The sequence below is a fragment of the Paenibacillus sp. FSL R5-0519 genome (assembly GCF_037974275.1).
GTDB lineage: Bacteria > Bacillota > Bacilli > Paenibacillales > Paenibacillaceae > Paenibacillus.
Genome location: NZ_CP150234.1, coordinates 2,029,996 through 2,052,712, shown reverse-complemented (window position 1 = coordinate 2,052,712; position 22,717 = coordinate 2,029,996). Strand labels below are relative to the sequence as shown.

Below are 22,717 nucleotides of genomic sequence, written 5' to 3'. Positions count from 1 at the left end.
TATTCTTCGTCCATACCTTGTCCGGCACAGGCATACAATACAACATGTCAGCCGGATTAACGGTCTGGGCGGCCGGGCTACCAATATCCTGCACTCTCTGCACCCCTAACTTCGGGGCATACGGATATGCACCGGTATCAAGAGCCGGCATGAATGCCGCGTGGAGACTGGTGCCAATGATGGAATGCCGCAGCTCACAGCGTTGCCAAAAAGCAGACCACCGACCTCTAGGTACGGTGTATTCTCCGACTTCCTCGCGGCAACAGCCTGTTCACCACTGTATTATGGACTACTCAACATTGTACTATATTAGGCAGGAGAAATAAATAAAGTTTTTGGATCAGTTGACGAAGCTTTTTTGATTATGATATTATATTCAAGTATTGTTTTATGCAGGTTAAGTAATGGAAATGATCCGGTCATGCCGGCTTAAACAACGCCATTAGCTACTGAAGCCTGATCTTTATGATCAGGAAGAACAATTTAGTCCTTATGGAATGACTTTTCGTTTCTGAAGGCAACTGGTTATTTTAGGATAGGAGGTGTAATCTATGTCTCGCAAATGTTATGTGACAGGTAAGAAACCGGGCACCGGTAACCACGTATCCCACGCTAACAACCGTAACCGTCGTACTTGGGGCGTAAACGTTCAGAAGGTCCGCATTCTCGTTGACGGCAAACCAAAACGTGTATACGTAAGCACCCGTGCACTGAAAGCCGGTAAAGTGACTCGCGTATAATCACGCAAAGCTACTATAAATCGGGTAAGCAAAAAGCACCTTGTTCCTTGCAGGTGCTTTTTTGGTATTCAAAAAAGGGATTCTTGAATACACTCATGAACATGTGAATGGCCGCCGCATGGCGCTTCGCAGGTACGAATTCCAGATTAGCCTGAGCCAAGCGGCGGTATTCCCTGTTACCTTATCAATCAGATCAGTTCTTTTGAAACGTATTAAGAATCGCCTTTACAAACCCTCCCAAAAACTTCGGCAGTTTGAATGTGTAAAATTTCATAATTCACCCTCCCCATCATGCTCATGCGTCCGCCGTATCCTATGCTTCAGGCCTTCTTTACCTCAAACACGACAAAAAAGGCTACATGAGAAACCTGCTCATGTAACCATATTTATGCGGAACCATCGATCCCTATTCCACAATGACAAGCCCGAAGATCAGGTCATTTACGTTTGGGTAGGAATATATTGATAGGCAGCGATCATGAAAACACTCATTAGATAATACAGTATGCCGAAGATAACAAAAGTAACCCGATGTCCCGTACGATCAAATTTGCGGAAATACATAATAACAACACCCACCCCGATCAATGACGTAATGGCATTATACGGGGACTGAATAACCGCAAACAGAGCAAGCACAAGTCCCGTTACGAGACTCGCAGCCATCGTCCACAGCGTCTCCTTAAGAGTCATCAATTAGCCTCCGTAGCTACGGCGAATTTCAGAAATCGCTGCAGCACGATCTTCACGTCCAAATACGGCACTACCGGCAACGAGTACATCTGCTCCAGCTTCCACCACAAGCGGGGCTGTGTCGGCAGCAATTCCGCCATCCACTTCGATATGTACATCATGACGTCCCTTTTCATTCAACCAGGTACGAATTTGCTTGATTTTGTTCATGGTACCTGAGATGAAAGCCTGTCCGCCAAATCCAGGATTGACCGTCATCACAAGAACCATGTCCACATCATCCAGTACTTCAAGAATGGCAGACGCTGGCGTTCCCGGATTAAGGGCAACTCCTGCCTTGACTCCCTGCTCCTTGATCAGATGAATAACGCGGTGCAGATGCACACAAGCCTCAGCATGCACGGTAATGACTGCTGCACCCGCTTTGGCAAATTCCTCAACATAACGTTCCGGATTCTCAATCATCAAGTGCACATCGAGCGGCAAGCTTGTATGCGGTGCGATCGCCTTTACAATCGCAGGTCCAAGCGTAATATTAGGGACAAAGTGACCGTCCATAACGTCAACATGGATCCAGTCTCCTCCTGCAGCTTGGGCTTCGGCAACTTCCGCACCAAGGCGGGCAAAATCAGCTGATAATATCGATGGGGCAATTTTAATCATGTTAATACCTCCGCTTCTTATCTTTCATTTCGGTAAGGAACTGCACATAGTGCTGATATCGGCTTTCGGAGATTAGACCTTCCTCCTTGGCCGCGAGCACACGACAACCTGGTTCATGGGTATGGGTACACCCCCGGAACTTGCACTGATCTGCAAACTGGGCGAATTCCCGGAAACACGTGGAGAGTTCCTCCACACCAATCTCCAGAAAGTCCAGTTGGCTGAACCCTGGCGTATCCGCCACAAATCCACCATTATCCAAGGGGATAAGTTCTACGTGCCTGGTGGTGTGTTTCCCTCGTCCAAGACGCATGCTGATTGCACTCGTCTCCAGCGTCAGCCCGGGCATCAATGCATTTAACATGGACGACTTGCCTACACCGGATTGACCAGAGAATACACTAATCTTGCCAGCGAGACGATCTCTGAGCAGTTCACTGCCTTCGCCGGTACGTGAACTTGTGGAGATCACTTCATAGCCAACCTGTTCATACAATGCTTTCACTTCAGCAACCGTGTCTTTGGCTGGATCAGCCAAATCCTGTTTGGTCAGCACAATTAGAGCATCCAGACCAGCCTGCTCGATGTGAACAAGGAACTTGTCCAACAGATTCAGATTCATGTCCGGTTCTTTCACCGAGAACAACAGAACAGCCAAACTTACGTTGGCTACCGGAGGTCGGATGAGTTCCGTCTGACGCTTCCGAATTTCATCTACCGTTCCTTCTCCATTCTCCGTCAGCATGTAGCTGACGCGGTCACCTACAAGCGGTGATGTTCCCCGTTTTCTGAAGATACCTCTGGCTCGACATTGAACGGCGGAACCTTCAACCGAAGGAACCCCGTTGTCTTCCACTGGCATGACATAATAGTAACCGCTTAGCGCTTTAACGATGATACCTTCTGGCATAGCTCCGTCGCCCTCCTTTTGATGATGGTACATTTAATCCAGACGCCAGCATAAGCCGCCCTTATGGACGGCTTGATGCGTTAACGACTTCCTTCTTCTTCTTTTCTTTTTCCTTGCCGTGTCCCTTACCATTATTCATGGCAGAAGTGTCTTCATCAACGTTGTCACTTTCACCGTCTGCCGGTGTGGACTCAGGCTCGCCTTCCTGATTGGGGTCAACACTGCCCTCATCTACGCTGCCTTGCCCTGGATCAGGCTCATTTTCTGGCGGCGTCTGTGTGTTTTGTTCAGGGTCAATGGAAGGTACATTCACTGTTCCGTTTTTGGCTTCACTGTAGGAGACAAGATACGTATCCAGGAACTGTCCATCACGATATACAGACACAGCTCCATTTTCATTTGGAGCCAGCACGAGCGGAATGGTCAAGGTCTGGGTTGAGTTCACCGTGCGTGTTCCCCATTCCTGATTCTTGCCGCGTGCGTCTTCATATGTGATACGGATTTTACTGTTTTTTCCATCTTCTTTGGGTGATACATTGATATTAAACGGATATTTCAGCGCTTCAGGCGGGTACCCAGTACTGATAAAGATTGTAATCTTATCGCCAGGACTAACCTCTGCGCCCGCTTCCACAGGCCATTGCTGTGTCACTTTCCCCTGATCCACCGTATAACTTGATTCTTCCTGCACCTGAGCAAGCACAAGTCCAGCAGATTTCAGTTTTTCTTCGGCTTCACTGCGGGTTAAATTTTTCAAATCAGGCATTTTGACCGTTTCAGTGCCTTTACTTACGGTTAGCTCAATCTGAACGGCCTCTGGATCGAATTCCTCATTGACACCCGGTGTCTGGGAAATAACAGAACCTGAAGGCACATCATTAGAGAATTCATCTTTCCGCTGAATCTGATCTTCCTTAATGCCAAGCGCAGTCAGCTTCTTGACAGCCTCATCATAAGTTTCCTGTTTGACATCAATCATCTTCACCAGTTCTTTTTCTGCACCCACACTGAGTTGGACCTCAGAACCTTCTTTGACGACATCGCCTTCTTTTCTGCTCTGGTCAAAGACAATACCGGGTTCGACACCCTCCTGATAGAGACGGATGACCTCATCACTGACGACGAGTCCTTTCTCCTCAAGCATTTCGCGAGCTTTTTCTTCTGTCTGGGTGATCACGTTAGGCACGGTAACTTCAGGAACAACCAGCATACCCTTGACATACCATACAACGCCCACCATGGCGATTAGAATAAGAACGGTTAATGAAATGAGTAATGCTGGTTTTTTCCAGTTCTTAGCTTTCGCTTTACCCTTGCCAGTTTCTTCGTCAGACTCCATCACTGGCACCGTACCCGTCGACGTAATTCCGCGCGGTTCAGGCTTGATCGCTGGCATAACGCGGGTCTGGTCTATATCATCCTCATCCGGAAAATCAATTTTCGTTTCATTACGTCTCTCCGGCATCAGGCAAGTTTCCAGATCAGTCTGCATTTCCTTGGCCGACTGATAACGTTCCTGCGGATTTTTACGCATGGATTTCAAGATGACATTTTCCACACTTTGCGGAATCAATGGATTGAATTTGCGTGGTTCATCGAACTCTTCCTGCAAATGCTTCAATGCCACACTGATTGGACTTTCACCCAGAAACGGAAGTTGCCCAGTGAGCATTTGGTAAAGTACGATCCCAAGAGAATATAAGTCCGATTTTTCACCAGTAACGATGCCTTTGGCATGTTCCGGTGAGAAATAATGTACAGAACCAACTACTGAACCCGTCTGCGTAATCGTTGTAGATGTAACTGCACGGGCAATCCCAAAGTCCGTTACCTTCACGCGGCCATTTCGGCCAATTAATATATTATGCGGTTTGATATCCCGATGAATGATTTGATTATGATGTGCATGATCAAGAGCATCTGCAATCTGTGAAGCAATGCGGACCGATTCGTCCACTTGCAGAGGCGCACGCTCTTTAATAATTTCATTCAGGTTTTTGCCTTCCACATACTCCATGACAATATAATGAACGTCATCTTCCTGCCCCACGTCATAAATGCTAACTACATTCGGATGAGACAGTGATGCTGCCGATTGTGCTTCTCTGCGGAAACGGCGAATAAACTCTTCGTCATGCACAAACTGTTGTCTTAGAACTTTAATCGCTACATTCCGGTTCAACAGAAGATCCTGGGCTTTGTACACAAGAGCCATGCCGCCACCGCCGACACGCTCAATCACTTCATAGCGTCCGCCTAGCTGGTGCCCAATCATGACTCACACCCCGTTTCCGTATCCACGGAACCATCCTTCTGCAACTCGAACAAGGCAACCGTGATGTTGTCGTCTCCACCAGCAAGTAAAGCCAACTGAAGCAGTCGGTCTGCACGATCTTCTAGTGCCAGTTCCAGATTACCGGCAACCTGAATAATCTGCTCATTGCTGACCAGGTTACTGAGACCATCACTGCACAGGAGAAGAACTTCGCCTTCCTCCAGCTTGACGGTATCCAGGTCTACCTTCACCTCGGCATCTGTTCCAAGTGCACGAGTTAACACGTTGCGACGTGGATGATGGGACACATCCTCTTTGCTAATCTGACCGTTTTTGAACAATTCATTCACCAGTGTATGGTCCTCGGTTAGCTGGATCACAGCTTTGTTCGCAATTTTGTAGGCTCTGCTATCCCCGATGTGTCCAATAACACCTTCCGTATCGTTCAATAATGCCGCAACCACGGTTGTTCCCATGTTGTGATACTTGTCATCTGTGGATGCCGTGCGGAAGATAACTTCGTTGGCATGCAAAATAGCATCGCTAAGAGCTGCAGACAGAGACGCATGTGACAGACCTGGTTCCAGTGTTCCCAAATCTTGTACCAACGTCTCCACTGCCAAGCGGCTTGCCGTATCCCCTGCAAGATGTCCACCCATGCCATCGGCAACAATACCCAGAATATATCCTGTATCGAGATTACGAATCCAGGCTGAATCTTCATTCACCGAACGCACTCGTCCGATATGGCTCACATGAACTGTTTTGATCAAAACGTTCTCACCTCAACTCCATATGCTTTGCACGAAGCTGACCGCAAGCGGCAGCAATATCATGTCCCTGTTCACGACGAATGGTTACATTAACACCCTGTTCCGAGAGAATCTTTTGAAAATTGAAAATGTCGCTTCTCGATGTTCTTACGTACTTGCGTTCAGGTACATGGTTAACCGGAATAAGATTCACGTGGCATAACATGTTCTTAAGCACACTTGCCAGTTCCGCTGCATGCTCTGGCTGATCGTTTACGCCACCAATCAGTGCATACTCAAACGTAATTCTCCGACCTGTTTTGGCCAGATAATAACGAAGGGACTCCATTACGTCTTCAAAAGGAAAACGACGGTTAACCGGCATCAATTTCGAACGAAGTGCATCATTCGGTGCATGAATCGAAATGGCGAGGTTAATCTGTGTATCTTCATCTGCAAACTTGTAGATGTTCGGAACAATTCCGCTCGTGGATACCGTGATGTGGCGCTGACCAATGTTCAATCCTTTTTCATGAATCATAATGCGCAGGAAAGTCATCGTTGCTTCATAGTTTTCGAAAGGTTCACCCGAACCCATAATCACGATGCTGCTGACACGCTCGCCGCGTTCATCCAGAATTTTCTGAGCCTGTACAACCTGGGCAACAATCTCTCCAGCCGTAAGGTTACGCTTGAGTCCACCCAATGTAGATGCACAGAACGTACAACCAATCCGACATCCAACCTGCGTGGTTACACAGATGCTGTTCCCGTAGTTATGCTTCATAATTACGGTCTCAATGGCATGATCATCATGCAGACCAAAAAGGAATTTAACCGTTCCATCCTTGGATTCAAACTTTGTAATTTCCTTAAGCGTTACGAATTCAAATTGCTCTGTCAGCTTCTCACGCAATGGCTTGGACAGATTCGTCATTTCACTGAAATCATTCACGCGTTTTACATAAATCCAGTCAAAGATTTGACCACCGCGAAACGCCGGCTCCCCATTCTCCACAGCCCATTGCTGCAATTGTTCCAGAGAATAATCATATATAAAAGGTTTCATTTTGTTGTCAACACCTATTCCTTCTTTTCTTTTCGTTTGGCTTCCTGCTTTTCGTTCCATTCGTCCTATTCTATCACAAAGACCACGTTACATCCATGTATACCCTTGATATCTGTACTTCATGCATTATAACACCTGAATGCCGCCATCGCACCCTGTCATCCCTTTTCTCTAACCATTATGCTGAAGTCCCATCACAAAGAAATCCGCCGAAGTTCCCCTCGGCGGCCGTGCTTCCGTGCTCTATTAAACTGTTATTCCACTGTTTTTGTCAACCGTGCGATGAAAAATCCGTCGCTGTGAGCGTATTGTGGCAAAATCTGAACGCCTCCGTTCACAACCTTCAATTTCGCTGTCTCCGATTTAGTCCAGACAGATGCTTCTGCTGGACGATATTCCGGATGTCGATTCAAGAAGTCTGCGACCATATCCTCATTCTCAGCAGGCTCAATTGTACATGTGCTGTACACCAAAATACCACCTGGTTTTAACAACGGCGCAACACGATCAAGCAGTTCACGTTGCAAGCTTGCGATATCTTCGATGTCTTCTACGGATTTGGTCCATTTTACATCGGGCTTCCGTCGAATAACACCCAGGCCGGAACATGGCGCATCCAGCAAAATGCGGTCAAACGATGCTTCCGGATACCGCTCGTTCAGATCAAGAGCATCTCCAGTTACAGCATCGATACAGCTCAGACCGAGACGCTCCGCCTGATCCAGGATCAGCTGGCGCTTATGAGCATGTACATCGTTAGCGACAATTCGACCACGATCGTGCATTTTCTCAGCCATATGAGCTGTTTTACCACCTGGAGCTGCGCAGCAATCCAATACTAGTTGGTCTTCTTCCGGCGCAACCGCTTCAGCTACAAGCATGGAACTTTCGTCCTGTACAGAGAACAAACCATCCCGATACCAGGACGTAAGTGCCATATTCCCGCCACTGCGTACAAGAATTCCATCGGAACTTAACTGAGAAGCTTCAACGACTGCACCTGTGCTTGCCATCTCATGCATCAGTTTGTCCCGTGTGGTCATCGTTGTGTTGACTCGGACACTTACTGCTGGCGGCTCATTGTTCGCACGACAGATCGCTTCCGTTGTCTCCTCGCCGTAATAGGCGATCCAGCGTTCAACCATCCATAACGGGTGGGAATGTTCCAGTGAAATACGTTCAGCAACCGGCAGATTCTCTGGAATACGAAGTTCATCCCGATTGCGAATCATATTGCGCAGTACACCATTCACCATTCCCGAGATTCCCTGATGGCCCAGTTTCTTCGCCAGATTAACCGCTTCGCTCACCACGGCGTGCTCCGGAATACGATCCAGATATATCATCTGATATACGCTGATCCGCAGCAGGCTACGAACCCATGGTTGCAGTTTGGATACTCCTTTGGCGACGTACCGTTCCAGATAATAATCAAGTGTATTCAATCTAGCGATTGTTCCATACACCAATTCGGTAGCTAGTCCAGCATCCGCAGGGCTCAGTTCAGCCTCTTTCAGACGACGATTCAACTCCAGATTACTGTATGCTCCATCTTGCTCAACAGCACTTAAAACTTTCACTGCCAATGCACGAGCAGATGTCTTCGGTTTCTGGGAACGAGATGCTCCATTTGCAGAAGCATTTCCTGCGCCACCCGATTTCCCCGGATTCGGACGACGATTCCCTCCGCGCCCGGCTGCATTTGAGGAAGCTTTCTGACCTCGTCCTGACGAACGTCCCGATGTATTACCACTCATCGCAGCACCGTTCCAGGTTTCAGTGTACCGCCACGGGCAAAGTCAGTGGCTTGCATCACCTTTTTGCCTGCTGGTTGCACTTCAGTCAACCAGAGAGACCCATCCCCTGTGCGAACTTCAATGCCTGCCTTGTTCATTTGCAGTACGGTTCCCGGTTCTGCTTGTCCACTATCCGAAGAAGTTTCCAGATCCACCTGATTGGGGTTAGCCGCAGCCCATACTTTGAAGACCTGATCTTCCCACATCGTGAATGCACCCGAAAATGGCACAAGACCGCGGATCTGATTGAACAATTCACGTGAAGTCCGACTCCAGTCCATCTTCTCGTCATCCCGAGTCAGATTGCGAGCATACGAAGCCTCGGCATCATCCTGAGGGACCGCCGTTGTCTCGCCTGCAATCAATCGTGGCATTTCAGCTTGAAGCAGTTTGGAACCCGCCTCACTTAATTTATCAAACATCGATCCTGATGTGTCTTCGTCTGTAATTGGTAGTTCCACACGCGAGATCATATCTCCGGTATCCAGGCCTTCAGCCATATACATCAATGTGACTCCTGTCACGGATTCCCCGTTAATAATGGAACGTTGGATTGGAGCTCCTCCCCGATATTTCGGCAAAAGAGAGCCATGCACGTTCACACAACCGCGAACAGGCATATCCAGCACGGATTTGGGCAGAATCTGACCAAAAGCCGCGGTCACGATCAGATCCGGCTTCCATTCAGCCAAGCGGGCTACGGCTTCCGGATCACGCAATTTAACAGGTTGAAACACCGGCAGACCGTGGCGTTCTGCCGCGGCCTTAACCGGTGTTGGCGTAAGTACTTTTTTGCGTCCCTGTGGTTTATCAGGCTGAGTCACCACACCCACCACATTGTATCCCTCTGCAATCAGCATATCGAGAGAAGGAACTGCAAATTCAGGTGTTCCCATAAAAACAATATTCAAATCGATCACTCCTTAATTACGACGCGGTCCCGTTTGATCGGCCGCAATTTCGTACACTTTCTCGGCGATATCCGTAAAGAGTACGCCATCCAGATGATCAATTTCATGCTGGAATGCACGGGACAGCAAGCCGCTACCCGTAATAATCAACTCTTTGCCTTCACGATCCAGCCCTTTAACCGTAACGGTCTCGAAACGGCGAACATCACCATTAATTCCAGGGATACTCAAGCAACCTTCCGGTCCAAATTGCTCTCCCTCACTTGCAATGATCTCCGGGTTAATCATCTTGATCAGCCCTTGCTCATCACCTGCGTCAATAACAATCAGACGTTTCAAAATTCCAACCTGCGGCGCAGCAAGACCTACACCTTCCGCATCGTACATGGTATCAGCCATATCATCCAGCAATTTTTGTACGTTTGGTGTAATTTTGGTTACTTCTTTGGCTCTCTTGTGGAGCACCTCATCTGGTTCTTGCACGATAATGCGAATCGACATGTTGTAAGCACCTTCCTAATCCTCATCATAATTTCAGGACGATATTCTGTATTTTTGGGGTATTCATTTTAATCTATGTTTATACCGCTTGTTTACATCCGCATTGCTGCAAAATGCTTACATTAACATTTGCGGGTCTACATCCAGACTAATAAGCAATTTTTGCGCCTGAACATCATCATCCATGCGCCGGGCTGTTGCCAGAGCGAGTCCTATGGCATCTACATCCCCCCGCCATTTTATCATACATTGGAATCTGTATCTATTCTTGATCCGGGGAATCGGGGACGCTACCGGCCCTAATACATCAAAGGCATCATTGCTGAAACGATCCAGACTGCCGAGCCATCCGGCCGCATTAGCCTTCTCTTTCAGTATTCGCGTGTAGTTCTCGGCAAGACGAATCAATACTGGAAGCTGCTCATGCGAAAAGGTCACCAGAATCAGGCGACAGTATGGCGGATATTGCAAATTACGACGATGCAGCAGTTCCTCACGTACAAACGATACATAGTCATGCTTACTCGCATGGCCAATAGAATAGTGCTCCGGCGTATAGGACTGAACAAATACCTCACCAGGCAATTGGTGCCGACCAGCTCGGCCAGCTACCTGTGTTAGTAACTGAAACGTTTTTTCGGCAGCACGAAAATCAGGCAAATTCAATGCTGAATCCGCTGTGATCACGCCAACCAGAGTCACATCCGGGAAATCGAGCCCCTTCGCAACCATCTGGGTGCCAAGCAATACGTCAGCCTTTTTCTCACGAAACTGTTTCAACAGCTTCTCATGAGCCCCTTTTTCCGTAGTTGTATCCACATCCATCCGTATGACGCGAATACCCGGAAAGAGCTTCGCAAGCTCTTCCTCAACCCGTTGTGTACCTGTACCAAAGTATCGAATATGCTCACTTCCACAATCCGGGCATACTTCCGGAGCCGCTTCCGCATACCCGCAGTAATGACAACGCAGATTATTGGAGCGTTGATGGTACGTCAGTGAAATATCACATTCGGGACAACCTGCTACATATCCACAACTGCGGCACATGACAAAGGTTGAATATCCCCGGCGATTCAGCAGAAGCACCGTCTGTTCACCACGCTCCAAGCGCTCCTCCAGCCCTTTGTGCAAAGCTCTGCTGAACATGGAGCGGTTACCATCCTTCAACTCCTCGCGCATGTCAACAATTCGCACCTCGGGCAGCTTGTTACCCAGTGCACGTGTTGGCATCTCCAGCAAGAGTGGTGCAAAATCATCGTTGCTCTGCGAGCGTGCCGCATAGTAACTTTCCAGCGAAGGTGTCGCTGAACCCAGAACAACCACGGCCTGATGCTGCTGTGCTCTTTTAACCGCTACATCCCGGGCATGATATTTCGGAGTTTCCTCCTGTTTGTAGGAAGTCTCGTGCTCCTCATCCATAATGATCAACCCAAGCCGACTGAATGGAGCAAATACGGCTGAACGCGCCCCAATCGCAACCTTCACCTGGCCCTCACGAATTTTGCGCCATTCATCATAACGTTCACCGCCGGACAGACGACTGTGCATGACCGCAACCTGGTCGCCGAATCGCCCTTTAAAACGTTCCACCATCTGTGGTGTTAATGCAATCTCGGGTACCAGTACGATGGCCTGCCGATCCTGCTCGATGCATTGTTGAATGGTTTGAAGGTAGACTTCCGTCTTGCCGCTGCCTGTGACACCATGTAGCAAAAATACCCCGTGGCGTTGTTCCTGCAATCGGCCATTGATATTGTTGTAGACATGCTTTTGCTCATCGGTCAGAACCAGCGGTTCAGTCGCTTTGAACTTCCTGCCCTGATAAGGGTCGCGAAAGACCTCAACGTCTTCGGTGACGATCAGTCCCTTTTCCTCAAGCCCCTTCATCGTTGCGGCTGATACCTGCAGAGTAGATAACACTTCTTTCATCGGCATGGGCAGCAGTTCTTTCATTTCCAGCAAAAAAGCCAGAATCTCCTTCTGCCGCTGTGCTTTCGCCGGGAATGAAGCAAGTGCTTCCTGAGCAGCAGCAATATCTACAGCCAGATCAACGGACTTCATCGTTTTTTTATTTAATTTGTCCTTGATGGCCTGACTCTCCAGCAGTACACCACCAAGCAATAATTTTTTAATTAGTGCAGCATGATTGGGATATTTTCGACTCAGTTGTTGCAGCGGCACCTGACCCCGACTTTTGACAAAACGGATGATATCCTGCTGCACTTTCTCGGTCGTAGACTCTTCTCCCCAAACAAATAACACCTCATCATCCGGTTGTGCACCCGCGATCTGTCCATCGAGTGCATCTCCCAGCGAGATGTATCGCTCTGCTTTCCCTTTCAATGCCGTCGGCACCATGACCTGCAATGACAAAATCCGGTTACTGGCATAACGCCCACTCATCCATTCAGCTAACTCAACCAAATCCTTTGACAATGGTGGAACAATGTCCAGCAACTCCTGGATCTGCTTAAGCCTGAATGTTTCCTCTCCGGTGCGTGGCACAAGATCAATCACGAATCCCTGCACCGTCCGATGACCAAAAGGTACACCCACCCGGCTGCCAATCTCGATCCATTCCCTCATCGATTCAGGTACCAGGTAATCAAACGGCCGGTCTGTTTCCTTCACGGGAACATCGACTATGACCTTGGCAATCTCCATATCCTAATTCCTCCCGGCAATGCGCTCCGCCGCAATCCGGAGCAACCGATGAGCCACATCGTCCTTGGCCATCACTGGAAGCTCCTCCACCAAACCTTCCCGGTCATAGATATGTACCGCGTTGGTGTCTGTTCCAAATCCTGCACCCGTGCGGGTTACATCATTGGCTACGATCAGATCACAGTTTTTCCGTTCCAATTTCTCACGTGCATACATCTCAACCGACTGAGTCTCCGCAGCAAAACCAATCAAAAACTGATGGGTTTTCTGCTTGCCCAGCGTTTCAAGAATATCTATATTTTTAACAAGTTCGAGTGACAGCGTGTCGCCTTTCTTCTTGATCTTCTCGGTGTAAACTTCCTTTAGGCGATAGTCGGCAACAGCCGCCGCTTTAACCACGATATCTGCGTCATCCCACTCACGTGTTACGGCTTCATACATATCCTGTGCAGACTGTACAGGGATCAACTCAACGTTCTCCGGTGGTTTGGCTTGGGTATTGCCCATAACCAATTTCACATCTGCCCCCAGATCACGCGCAGCTGCGGCTATGGCAAATCCCATTTTGCCAGATGAATCGTTCGTAATGTATCGTACTGGGTCAATGCGCTCAATCGTACCTCCAGCCGTAACAACAACCTTCTTGCCTTGTAACAATGAAGCTTGTCCCTGCCGGCTAATGTCTGCTGACTCGCGCTGTTCAAAGAAACGTTCCACCACATCCACAATGCTCTCCGGTTCTTCTAGACGTCCCTTGCCTACATATCCACACGCAAGCAGACCTTCACCCGGTTCAATCATCATGGCACCCCGTTCAACAAGCAAGTTCATATTATGCTTTACAGCTGGATGATCATACATATGTACATTCATCGCTGGTGCAATCATAACAGGGGCTGTCGTGGCAAGCAGAGTTGTTGAGAGCATATCATCTGCCATGCCATGCGCCATCTTGGCAATTACATTGGCTGTAGCCGGAGCAACCAGAACAAGATCCGCCAGATCGGCCAGATGAATATGAGATACAACTGCTGGTTCACGCTCATCAAATGTATCGGTATATACGGTGTTTCGGGTCAACGTTTGCAGCGTTAATTCGGTAATAAACTGTGTAGCGGAAGCTGTCATAATTACATGAACATCCGCTCCCTTTTGTACCAGTCTGCTGCATAATGTTGCCGCTTTGTAAGCGGCTATGCCGCCAGTCACACCAAGCACGATTTTTTTACCGTTCAACATGTTTATTTCCCCCGATATTTATACGACGTCTAAGTAAGATTCCGTTAAAATATGCTTATTCGTAAAAAAATAACAACCTCTCGGTTGTCAATTAATCCGGCTTACGCCGTATGCAGTTGAAGAGCAGCCACAAGGGCTTACTCTTCTTCTTCGTCCTGTCCTTTGATGACAACGAGCAGGTCTCCATAGATTTCTTCCAGTGCAACGCCCACTTGTTTATGGGATCTCGCACCTCTTAAATCCGATTTTTCACCTTCACGTAGCTGTCTAGCCCGGCGGGAAGCAGCAACAACAAGGGAATACTTGCTGTCGACTTTGTTCATCATTTCATCAATAGAAGGATACAGCATATTAACAAACACCTCTTCGCATTAGTATAATCGCAAGTTGCCGCCTGACAGAACTGATGTGGCATGTCTTCACATCCGGGCATTCCGAGAAGGACTGCTTCAGTACATGATATGACAACTGCCCCACTTATATCGCATTCTGCAGCGGCAAAAGGGATTATTTATTGATCTTACAATGTTCGGCGATTATGATGCTTTCTATTCTCTTGCACGCCAAATCAATTTCATCATTAACAACAGCGTAATCATACTGCTCCAGCAGACTGATCTCATCAACCGCCACGGACATCCGGTGATCAATGGTAGCCTGGCTTTCGGTACCACGGCCCTGAATGCGATCTTTCAGCTCGTCCAATGAAGGAGGAAGCAGGAAAACAAAGATGCCTTCCGGGAATTTCTCTTTCACTTTTAACGCGCCTTGAACCTCAATCTCCAGAATGATGTCGCGGCCTTCGTTAATCGTTTTTTCTACAAAATCACGCGGTGTTCCGTAATAATTACCAACATACTCCGCATGTTCCAACAATTGATCTTCAGCAATCATGTTCTGGAACTCTTCATGACTTCTGAAGAAATAGTTCACACCATGTTCTTCACCCAGACGAGGCTGACGGGTTGTTGCCGATACGGAATAGATCAATTCCGGCACCCGTTTGCGCAAAGCGCTGCATACAGTACCCTTCCCGACCCCAGATGGGCCGGACAACACTACCAGTAATCCCTTAGACATATTACACTCCATTTTATTCGTCGTTATCATCATCTTTCGAAGAAAGACGATGGGCGACCGTCTCAGGCTGAACTGCAGACAAAATGACATGATCGCTATCCGTAATAATTACGGCACGAGTACGTCTTCCGTACGTTGCATCAATCAGCATGTGACGATCTCTTGCCTCTTGTATAATTCTCTTGATCGGCGCCGATTCCGGACTCACGATGGATATAATCCGGTTCGCCGATACGATGTTACCGAATCCAATGTTAATGAGTTTGATTGCCATAATCAGGTTCTTCCCCCTATACATGCGACTCTTTTGCCGAAATGTGGCCGTTCATTCGATATTCGCAGCTTGCTCACGAATCTTCTCCAGCTCCGCCTTCATCTCGACAACACGATTCACCAGAGCCAAATGGTTGGCTTTTGATCCAATCGTATTGACTTCCCGATTCATCTCTTGAATTAGAAAGTCCAACTTACGACCTACGGGCTCATCACTCTTCAGCAGTTCCCTGCTCTGTCCAAAGTGACTCTGTAGACGCGTAAGCTCCTCTTCTATGTTAGAACGATCGGCAAACATTGCAATTTCCATACCCAATTTATGCTCATCAAAAGGGAAAGAGCCTTCTTCCTGCATTTCCGTAAGCCTTTGTCTTAGCTTGTTGCGATAATCACTTACCACAGTCGGTGCAAGATCAAGCATCTCGGTATGCAGTGACTCCAGACGGGTAATCCGCCGTTCCAGGTCACTGGCCAGATGAAGACCCTCGCGAGCGCGCATCTGTTCAAGGCTGGACAGAGCCTCTTTCAATCCTTCCTGCAGAACTCGCTCCCATTCGTCCTTCTGCTCTTCGGGAATGGAACTTGTCCCATCCGAATGAACCATGACGTCCGGCAGACCAAGCATATCCACAATACTTGGTTTGCCCTGCATTCCATATTGGGTCTCCAGTTGCTCTGCAGCCTGCAGATAGGCCCTGACCGTCTGTTCATTCAGAACAGCGGGAAGAGCCTGGTCTTCCTCTTTTTCTTTCATTACATAAACATCAATCCGCCCACGTTTCAAACGACTCTGTACGATTTTCCTCAAACCGTCTTCATAATACGTCCACTCTCTTGGCAGACGCATCATCACTTCGCAATAACGATGATTAACAGATTTGATCTCTAATTGTACCTTATAGCCGCCAAAATGAAAGGCGGATTGACCGTATCCGGTCATACTGAATGACATCGGCATCACATCCGTTTTACTATTGTAATTGATTATTAGGGTTGAAACAAGTAGGACATTGATGCTCCGACTTCTCCCATACGTATTGAGTCAGTTCGGCCGTCATGCCGTAGAACATAAACGGTGTCATAAGATAGATGCCTTTGAAATGTGCTGTTGCTACGTCCAGCAGTTCCTTGGCAATTTTTACCCCCATCGCACGGCCCTCTTCGCCTTCCAGACCTGCCATACGGGAACGCACTTCATCCGAAAGCTGAATCCCGGGAACTTCGTTGTGCAGATACTCTGCATTCCGTCCACTTGCCAGTGGCATTACACCTACAAAAATGGGCACATCTAGATGTTTGGTCGCTTCATGCATTGCCACGATTAACTCGGGGTCATACACAGGCTGAGTCATGATGTAATCTGCACCAGACGCAATTTTCTTCTCCAGACGTTGTACAGCTTTCTCCAAATATTTCACATTAGGATTAAATGCCGCTCCAATTACAAAACCAGCTCTTTGCTTCAGCGGTTTACCTGAGAAAGCCACTCCATCGTTCAACTGTTTGATCATGCGTATGATTTCAAAAGAAGTCAGATCGTATACTGAGCTTGAACCCGGCAAATCACCAAATCTGGCAGGATCTCCCGTTACAGCCAGTACATGATTAATGCCCAGAGCATCAAAACCCATCATGTGTGACTGTGTTCCAATGAGATTCCGGTCACGGCAGGCAATATGGACCAATGGGCGGAGACCCGTGCGATCCTGAACGAGGTGACCCAGCGCCATGTTGCTCATCCGTGTAACCGCGAGTGAATTATCGGCCAGTGTCAGGGCATCGGCTCCTGCTGCTTTCAGTGTCTCGGCACCCTTCATGAACTTGGCAATGTCCAAGTCACGTGGCGGGTCAAGTTCAACAATGACCGTGTGACGCTGCTTGACCAGATCAACGATTGTAGGCTGTCCTCCACGTCCGGAACGCTCATCCACATTTTCATGCAACACGATGCGCGGTTTGGATTCTGACGGATCAGGCTCCAGAATGGGCGAAGGCACATAGTCAGCAAGCGCCTCTTTCATAGCGGTAATATGATCAGGCGTCGTACCACAGCAACCGCCAATAATACGAGCGCCGAGTTCCGCAAATTTCACTGCCGTCTGACCAAAGTACTCCGGAGTCGCACCATAACGGAACTCACCATCGACATAATCTGCTGCACCCGCATTCGGATAGACAGACATTGGAATACCGATACGTCCGGAGACGGTTTCCATGGCACGCATAATTCCGTTTGGACCTGAGCGACAGTTAAAACCGATCACGTCCGCACCCTGCTCCCGCATGATCCGGAATGCTTCAGGCATTGTATATCCGTCCAGCGTGTGTCCTACATCCTCTACCGCGAACTGTCCAATCACGGGCAGATCACTGAGCTTGCGCGCTTGCAAAAGGGCAATATCCATTTCCTCGATATCATAAAAGGTCTCAAGCAGGATGCCATCCACGCCTTCATCAAGCAGTGCAAAGATCTGTTGTTGATAAAAGCGTTTCAGTTCACTTGTGGAGACGTTCGTCCGCTTGCCGCCGCGAATAGAGCCTACTGCACCAAGTACATAACCGTTAGCTCCAGCCACTTCTTTGGCAATACGAACGCCGGTACGGTTCACATCCTCCACCTTGGACTCCAAACCAAACTTGGACAACTTGTCGTAATTGGCAGAATACGTATTGGTTTCAAATATCTCTGTACCTGCGTCCCGATAACGGCGATGTACTTCCGCCACCACTTCAGGTGAAATCAAGTTTAATTCTTCATATGAAATCCCTACCGGGAATCCCATTTGGTACAGATACGTTCCCATGGCCCCATCTCCAATGAGAACTCGTTCCTGCATAACTTTGCGCAAATCCACCTTCATCCCTTTTCCCCCCGCCTAGCTGTGATCATTTTCATACTAATGTAACACAAAAAACGCTAAAAAACGAAGAAAAACACAGGTTTTTGTTGAATATCCAGCTCATATGGACTTTCTTTCCACATAACACCCAATATGTCTCTGTACAGGAGACACGCACTGTCCTTTAACAAAAAAAGAGGCCCGCAGGCCTCTTGGGTTACACCGTTCTCTTATTATGAAGTGATTCCCTTGAAAACAACTTCAGCCGGGCCAGTCATGTACACATGATTGTCAGCTTCATTCCACTCAATGTGGAGATCCCCACCCTTGAGGCTGATGACTGCTGTACGATCTGTATGTCCATTCAGGACAGAGGATACCAGTGTTGCACAAGCTCCGGTTCCACAAGCAAGTGTTGGGCCAGCTCCACGTTCCCATACACGCATGTCCACATATCCACGGTCACGAACTGTTGCGAATTCCACATTGATTTTTTTCGGGAACATGGGATGTACTTCAAGAAGCGGGCCCCACGTCGTGAGATCAAAATTAACAGCATCATCAACATAGATAACGGCATGCGGGTTACCCATGGATACGGCAGTGAATTTGAACGCATGTCCGTTCGCTTCAATGTAGTGATCAACCACGGGATTGGCATCCACTGTTGTAGGCACTTGAAGACCGTTCAGGATTGGCTCACCCATATCCACACGAACCGTTTCCACTTTACCATCACGAATGTTGAGACTCACAGGCTGTACCCCTGCACCAATCGTTTCAATGGTGATCTGCTCCTGGTTAACATGACCATGATCGTATACATATTTGGATACACAGCGAATGGCATTACCGCACTGTTCTGCTTCCGATCCGTCCGAGTTCATGATGCGCATCTGAAAGTCCGCCTTTTCTGAAGGCAGTATATAGACCAGGCCGTCCGCACCGATGCCGAAGAAACGGTTGCACCATTTCACAGCCAATTCTGCTGCGTCTGCCGGAAGTTCCTTTTCACCAAATACAACGATAAAATCGTTACCAAGTCCATGCATTTTCGTAAATTCCATCATCTTGCCCACTCCTTTTGGCAGTCTGCTGCCAAAGCTATATTCTTGCTCTTCTACAGGATTACCATAGAAATTCATATTCAACATGTACACAAAAAAAGCTATCCTGCAAAATGCCAAAGCTGCCGCTTCGAATCATTTTGAGGATAGCATAACGAAATAGGTAAGGAAAAGGTATTGATTTTATGCTGAAAACTTTGTACTTTTCGGTACGAAGCGTCCAGAACCACCCATACGGCGGCGGTTACGACGACCACCCCACACGCTGCCCGCGCCCATAAGGAACGTTGGAATGCCAGCAGCAACGATACAAATTGCCCATTCACGCAAACCTAGCGGTACGGTTTTGAAGATCGGCTGCAGCGGTTCAACGTACATGACAACCAGCATCAGTACAACCGATGAAATCACGGCAAGAACGAGATATTTGTTTTGCAGTGGATTTCGATGGAAGATGGAGCGCGAACTGCGGCAATCAAAAACATGAATGAGTTGCGCCAATACGAGTGTAGCGAAAGCCACAGACTGTGCTTTAATCAATTGACCCGGGTTATCCGGCGCAGCCTGAAGGGTGAGCCAGAACGCTCCGAGTGTACATAGTCCAATCAATACACCCCGGCTGACAATTTTCCAACCCAGTCTGCGGGCAAAAATGTTTTCTTTGGCACCACGGGGTTTGTGTTCCATCAGATCTTTTTCCGGCTGATCTACCCCGAGCGCCATTGCAGGCAAACCGTCCGTTACCAGGTTAACCCATAGAATCTGTATAGGTACAAGCGGCAGTGGCAAACCCATCATCATCGCAAAGAACATGGTCAAAATCTCACCCACGTTCGATGCCAGCAAATAACGGATAAACTTGCGAATGTTCTCATAAATGTTACGACCTTCTTCTATAGCAGCAACAATCGTCGAGAAGTTATCATCACTCAGAATAAGCGCCGAAGCTTCCTTCGTGACATCCGTTCCTGTAATGCCCATCGCGATCCCAATGTCAGCCGCTTTAATCGCCGGAGCGTCGTTCACCCCATCCCCCGTCATGGCAACGACATGTCCTTTGCGCTGCAAAGATTTCACGATGCGAAGCTTATGTTCAGGAGACACTCTTGAGAATACATAGATGCCCTCTACCTGTTTATCCAGCTGCTCATCCGTCATGCCTGCCAGCTGCTGACCACTTAGAGAAGCACCACCGCGTGGAAGAATCCCGAGTTGATGAGCAATGGCTTCTGCCGTTGTTCCATGATCACCTGTGATCATGACCGTTCGTATCCCCGCCCTGCGGCATGTTGCAATCGCATCGCGCACTTCACGACGCGGCGGATCAATCATGCCTGTAAGTCCCACGAATACCAGCTGACTCTCGGCGGCGTGTTCATCAGCCACTTTTTCTTCCGGACGCACTTCACGATAGGCCATCCCGAGGACACGCAGTGCAGCTCCGGCCATGCTCTCGTTGGCTGCCATCACTTTCTGCCGCAGTGTTCCAGTGAAAGGTACGACCTTGCCTTCCCACAAAATATAACTGCAGTGTCCGATCAATACATCCGGTGCACCTTTGGTATAGATCATTCGGCCTCCCTGGTGATGAACCAGGACCGACATGCGTTTGCGCTCCGAATCAAACGGGAACTCCTGCTCCCGGGCATACAACTCTTTGAGGCCGGCAGGAGTAAGCCCCATTTTGGAGGACAATGTGACGAGCGCCCCCTCCGTCGGATCACCCTTCAGCTCCCAGAATACATTGTCTCGCTTGACCGTTTCTTCCTGGAGATCCCCTTTTTTCGTTTTTTTCTTGCCTTCCTTTTTGTTATCCTTGTCCTTTTTCTTGCTCGCCCCCTCGCTTGCAACATTCTCCACAATACTGGCATTGTTGCAAAGCGCGCTGATCTGGAGCATTCTGCGTAGCGACTGGTCACTCTTCAGTTCCACCGTTCGACCGTTCTCCAGCATCTGCCCTTCAGGTGCATAACCATCTCCGGTAACCTTGATGCTGCGTCCCTCCAGCCACACATCCGTTACCGTCATCTTGTTTTGTGTGAGCGTACCTGTCTTATCCGAACAGATTACGGAAGCACAGCCAAGGGTTTCGACAGAAGGCAGTTTGCGCACAATGGCTTTACGTTTGATCATACGCTGCACGCCTAGTGCGAGTGCAATGGTTACAATGGCCGGCAGACCCTCCGGTATGGCAGCCACCGCAAGGCTGACCCCTGCCAGGAACATGCCAACGGCTGGTTGTCCGTGCAATATGCCTGCGACAACAACCATAATGGTTAATCCCAATGCGACAAAAATCAGAATTTTGCCCAGTTGTTCCAACCTGTGCTGTAAGGGTGTTTCCTGCTCCTCCGTATTCTGGATCAGATCAGCGATTTTGCCCATCTCCGTCTCCATGCCTGTACGGATAACCACACCTTTGGCCGTACCACGAGTGACCATGGTGCCCATAAAACCAATATTCTTCTGATCACCAAGTGGAACGTCCTCATCGGCAATCGGAAGGCAATGTTTGCTTACGGGAACCGATTCCCCGGTAAGAGCAGACTCCTCCACATCCAGGCTGTTCGTTTGCAGCCAGCGCACATCAGCAGGAATGCGGTCCCCACTCTCTACCATGACGATATCCCCAGGGACAAGTTGTTTGGCGGCAAGGTGTACTTCCTGGCCTGAACGAAGCACTTTCGCAAGAGGTGCAGACAACTGTTTCAATGCACGAAGAGATCGTTCAGCCCGGAATTCCTGTACAAACCCCAGAATGGCATTCAGTACGATAATGGCCACAATCGTTACCGCATCCAGATACTCACCCAGCAATCCGGATACCAACGTTGCTCCCATCAACACCAGCACCATAAAATCCTTGAACTGATTCAAGAGCAATGTAATCGGAGATATACGTTTCCCCTCGCTCAGCTCATTCGAACCGACCACTTTCCTCTTCTCTGCTACAGCTTCATCCGTCAATCCTTCCTGCGGGCTGACGCCAAGAGTGTTACGAAGCTCTTCATCACTAAGTTGATGCCACTTGGTATGTTCCATGCTTCATGTTTCCCTCCCAGTCTGTATTTCATCTGCTAAATAAGCTCACATGCTTCACCGGCGTGCTGGTCGACAGGCTGTACACAATGCCGGACAAACTACCTGCTCTATATGTATTCGGACAGGTCCGTGATTAGCACCCGGAAGGTGAATCCTTTCCCTGATGGACAGAATAGGCTAAAATAAAGGTCTGCGATGT

Annotated in this window: 20 protein-coding genes; 1 reads left to right on the top strand and 19 read right to left on the bottom strand. The window is 48.5% G+C overall.

Features of this window, described 5'->3' with window-relative positions; genetic code table 11:
• Positions 1–551: 551 nt before the first annotated feature.
• On the top strand, positions 552–740 hold the full coding sequence (gene rpmB / locus MKY73_RS09405; RefSeq protein ID WP_017687459.1) for a 50S ribosomal protein L28: 189 nt from the start codon (positions 552–554) through the stop codon (positions 738–740).
• 193 nt (positions 741–933) lie between these two features.
• On the opposite strand, the gene spoVM is transcribed toward rpmB, so the two are convergent.
• The 19 genes from spoVM to MKY73_RS09310 form a co-directional block, all read right to left on the bottom strand.
• Positions 934–1,014, bottom strand: coding sequence for a stage V sporulation protein SpoVM (gene spoVM, locus MKY73_RS09400; RefSeq protein WP_019424875.1), 81 nt, complete (start codon positions 1,012–1,014; stop codon positions 934–936).
• A gap of 167 nt (positions 1,015–1,181) precedes the next feature.
• Entirely contained in the window at positions 1,182–1,433 is a 252-nt protein-coding gene (locus tag MKY73_RS09395; protein WP_105410212.1) for a hypothetical protein, read from the bottom strand.
• A gap of 3 nt (positions 1,434–1,436) precedes the next feature.
• The gene (gene rpe, locus MKY73_RS09390) at positions 1,437–2,096 is read right to left on the bottom strand and encodes a ribulose-phosphate 3-epimerase (RefSeq protein ID WP_062835352.1); all 660 of its coding nucleotides are present in this window, start codon (positions 2,094–2,096) and stop codon (positions 1,437–1,439) included.
• A gap of 1 nt (position 2,097) precedes the next feature.
• On the bottom strand, positions 2,098–3,006 hold the full coding sequence (gene rsgA, locus MKY73_RS09385; protein WP_339307054.1) for a ribosome small subunit-dependent GTPase A: 909 nt from the start codon (positions 3,004–3,006) through the stop codon (positions 2,098–2,100).
• Between the two features lie 61 nt (positions 3,007–3,067).
• A complete protein-coding gene (pknB, locus tag MKY73_RS09380) occupies positions 3,068–5,281 on the bottom strand; it encodes a Stk1 family PASTA domain-containing Ser/Thr kinase (RefSeq protein WP_339307049.1) in 2,214 nt (737 codons plus the stop codon).
• Positions 5,278–6,054 carry a Stp1/IreP family PP2C-type Ser/Thr phosphatase gene (locus tag MKY73_RS09375; RefSeq protein WP_339235676.1) on the bottom strand — a complete coding sequence of 259 codons (777 nt, stop codon included), beginning with the start codon at positions 6,052–6,054 and terminating at the stop codon, positions 5,278–5,280. The genes pknB and MKY73_RS09375 overlap by 4 nt, the downstream gene beginning before the upstream one ends.
• Positions 6,055–6,061: 7 nt before the next feature.
• Positions 6,062–7,102 (bottom strand): 23S rRNA (adenine(2503)-C(2))-methyltransferase RlmN, encoded by a 1,041-nt coding sequence (gene rlmN, locus MKY73_RS09370; protein ID WP_036614609.1) that lies wholly within the window; start codon positions 7,100–7,102, stop codon positions 6,062–6,064.
• A gap of 254 nt (positions 7,103–7,356) precedes the next feature.
• Positions 7,357–8,859, bottom strand: coding sequence for a 16S rRNA (cytosine(967)-C(5))-methyltransferase RsmB (gene rsmB, locus MKY73_RS09365; protein WP_339307047.1), 1,503 nt, complete (start codon positions 8,857–8,859; stop codon positions 7,357–7,359).
• A complete protein-coding gene (gene fmt, locus MKY73_RS09360) occupies positions 8,856–9,809 on the bottom strand; it encodes a methionyl-tRNA formyltransferase (RefSeq protein ID WP_339307045.1) in 954 nt (317 codons plus the stop codon). The genes rsmB and fmt overlap by 4 nt, the downstream gene beginning before the upstream one ends.
• Before the next feature lie 12 nt (positions 9,810–9,821).
• Positions 9,822–10,310 carry a peptide deformylase gene (def, locus tag MKY73_RS09355; RefSeq protein WP_145322836.1) on the bottom strand — a complete coding sequence of 163 codons (489 nt, stop codon included), beginning with the start codon at positions 10,308–10,310 and terminating at the stop codon, positions 9,822–9,824.
• 117 nt (positions 10,311–10,427) lie between these two features.
• A complete protein-coding gene (gene priA, locus MKY73_RS09350; RefSeq protein ID WP_339307043.1) occupies positions 10,428–12,977 on the bottom strand; it encodes a primosomal protein N' in 2,550 nt (849 codons plus the stop codon).
• A gap of 3 nt (positions 12,978–12,980) precedes the next feature.
• On the bottom strand, positions 12,981–14,216 hold the full coding sequence (gene coaBC / locus MKY73_RS09345) for a bifunctional phosphopantothenoylcysteine decarboxylase/phosphopantothenate--cysteine ligase CoaBC (protein ID WP_339307041.1): 1,236 nt from the start codon (positions 14,214–14,216) through the stop codon (positions 12,981–12,983).
• A 137-nt stretch (positions 14,217–14,353) separates the two neighbouring features.
• Positions 14,354–14,566, bottom strand: coding sequence for a DNA-directed RNA polymerase subunit omega (gene rpoZ / locus MKY73_RS09340; protein ID WP_091028645.1), 213 nt, complete (start codon positions 14,564–14,566; stop codon positions 14,354–14,356).
• Positions 14,567–14,723: 157 nt separating this feature from the next.
• Positions 14,724–15,296: a guanylate kinase gene (gene gmk / locus MKY73_RS09335; protein ID WP_017687445.1), complete on the bottom strand. Its 573-nt coding sequence runs from the start codon at positions 15,294–15,296 to the stop codon at positions 14,724–14,726.
• Between the two features lie 13 nt (positions 15,297–15,309).
• Entirely contained in the window at positions 15,310–15,570 is a 261-nt protein-coding gene (locus MKY73_RS09330; protein WP_006209218.1) for a DUF370 domain-containing protein, read from the bottom strand.
• Between the two features lie 51 nt (positions 15,571–15,621).
• Complete coding sequence (locus MKY73_RS09325) at positions 15,622–16,521, bottom strand: YicC/YloC family endoribonuclease (RefSeq protein WP_076211386.1); 900 nt, start codon at positions 16,519–16,521, stop codon at positions 15,622–15,624.
• Positions 16,522–16,540: 19 nt separating this feature from the next.
• Positions 16,541–18,430, bottom strand: coding sequence for a bifunctional homocysteine S-methyltransferase/methylenetetrahydrofolate reductase (locus MKY73_RS09320; RefSeq protein WP_339307039.1), 1,890 nt, complete (start codon positions 18,428–18,430; stop codon positions 16,541–16,543).
• A gap of 212 nt (positions 18,431–18,642) precedes the next feature.
• Positions 18,643–19,476 carry a diaminopimelate epimerase gene (gene dapF, locus MKY73_RS09315; RefSeq protein WP_036614947.1) on the bottom strand — a complete coding sequence of 278 codons (834 nt, stop codon included), beginning with the start codon at positions 19,474–19,476 and terminating at the stop codon, positions 18,643–18,645.
• A gap of 183 nt (positions 19,477–19,659) precedes the next feature.
• Positions 19,660–22,518: a cation-translocating P-type ATPase gene (locus MKY73_RS09310; RefSeq protein ID WP_339307037.1), complete on the bottom strand. Its 2,859-nt coding sequence runs from the start codon at positions 22,516–22,518 to the stop codon at positions 19,660–19,662.
• Between the last annotated feature and the right edge of the window lie 199 nt (positions 22,519–22,717).

Bases quoted from the DNA above. Each gene is read 5' to 3' on its own strand.
- MKY73_RS09325 (WP_076211386.1), bottom strand. From the start codon at position 16,521: ATGTCATTCAGTATGACCGGATACGGTCAATCCGCCTTTCATTTTGGC.
- dapF (WP_036614947.1), bottom strand. From the start codon at position 19,476: ATGGAATTTACGAAAATGCATGGACTTGGTAACGATTTTATCGTTGTA.
- rlmN (WP_036614609.1), bottom strand. From the start codon at position 7,102: ATGAAACCTTTTATATATGATTATTCTCTGGAACAATTGCAGCAATGG.
- def (WP_145322836.1), bottom strand. From the start codon at position 10,310: ATGTCGATTCGCATTATCGTGCAAGAACCAGATGAGGTGCTCCACAAG.
- MKY73_RS09320 (WP_339307039.1), bottom strand. From the start codon at position 18,430: ATGAAGGTGGATTTGCGCAAAGTTATGCAGGAACGAGTTCTCATTGGA.
- spoVM (WP_019424875.1), bottom strand. From the start codon at position 1,014: ATGAAATTTTACACATTCAAACTGCCGAAGTTTTTGGGAGGGTTTGTA.
- MKY73_RS09395 (WP_105410212.1), bottom strand. From the start codon at position 1,433: ATGACTCTTAAGGAGACGCTGTGGACGATGGCTGCGAGTCTCGTAACG.
- gmk (WP_017687445.1), bottom strand. From the start codon at position 15,296: ATGTCTAAGGGATTACTGGTAGTGTTGTCCGGCCCATCTGGGGTCGGG.
- priA (WP_339307043.1), bottom strand. From the start codon at position 12,977: ATGGAGATTGCCAAGGTCATAGTCGATGTTCCCGTGAAGGAAACAGAC.
- rsmB (WP_339307047.1), bottom strand. From the start codon at position 8,859: ATGAGTGGTAATACATCGGGACGTTCGTCAGGACGAGGTCAGAAAGCT.
- pknB (WP_339307049.1), bottom strand. From the start codon at position 5,281: ATGATTGGGCACCAGCTAGGCGGACGCTATGAAGTGATTGAGCGTGTC.
- rpmB (WP_017687459.1), top strand. From the start codon at position 552: ATGTCTCGCAAATGTTATGTGACAGGTAAGAAACCGGGCACCGGTAAC.
- MKY73_RS09330 (WP_006209218.1), bottom strand. From the start codon at position 15,570: ATGGCAATCAAACTCATTAACATTGGATTCGGTAACATCGTATCGGCG.
- rpe (WP_062835352.1), bottom strand. From the start codon at position 2,096: ATGATTAAAATTGCCCCATCGATATTATCAGCTGATTTTGCCCGCCTT.
- MKY73_RS09310 (WP_339307037.1), bottom strand. From the start codon at position 22,518: ATGGAACATACCAAGTGGCATCAACTTAGTGATGAAGAGCTTCGTAAC.
- rsgA (WP_339307054.1), bottom strand. From the start codon at position 3,006: ATGCCAGAAGGTATCATCGTTAAAGCGCTAAGCGGTTACTATTATGTC.
- rpoZ (WP_091028645.1), bottom strand. From the start codon at position 14,566: ATGCTGTATCCTTCTATTGATGAAATGATGAACAAAGTCGACAGCAAG.
- coaBC (WP_339307041.1), bottom strand. From the start codon at position 14,216: ATGTTGAACGGTAAAAAAATCGTGCTTGGTGTGACTGGCGGCATAGCC.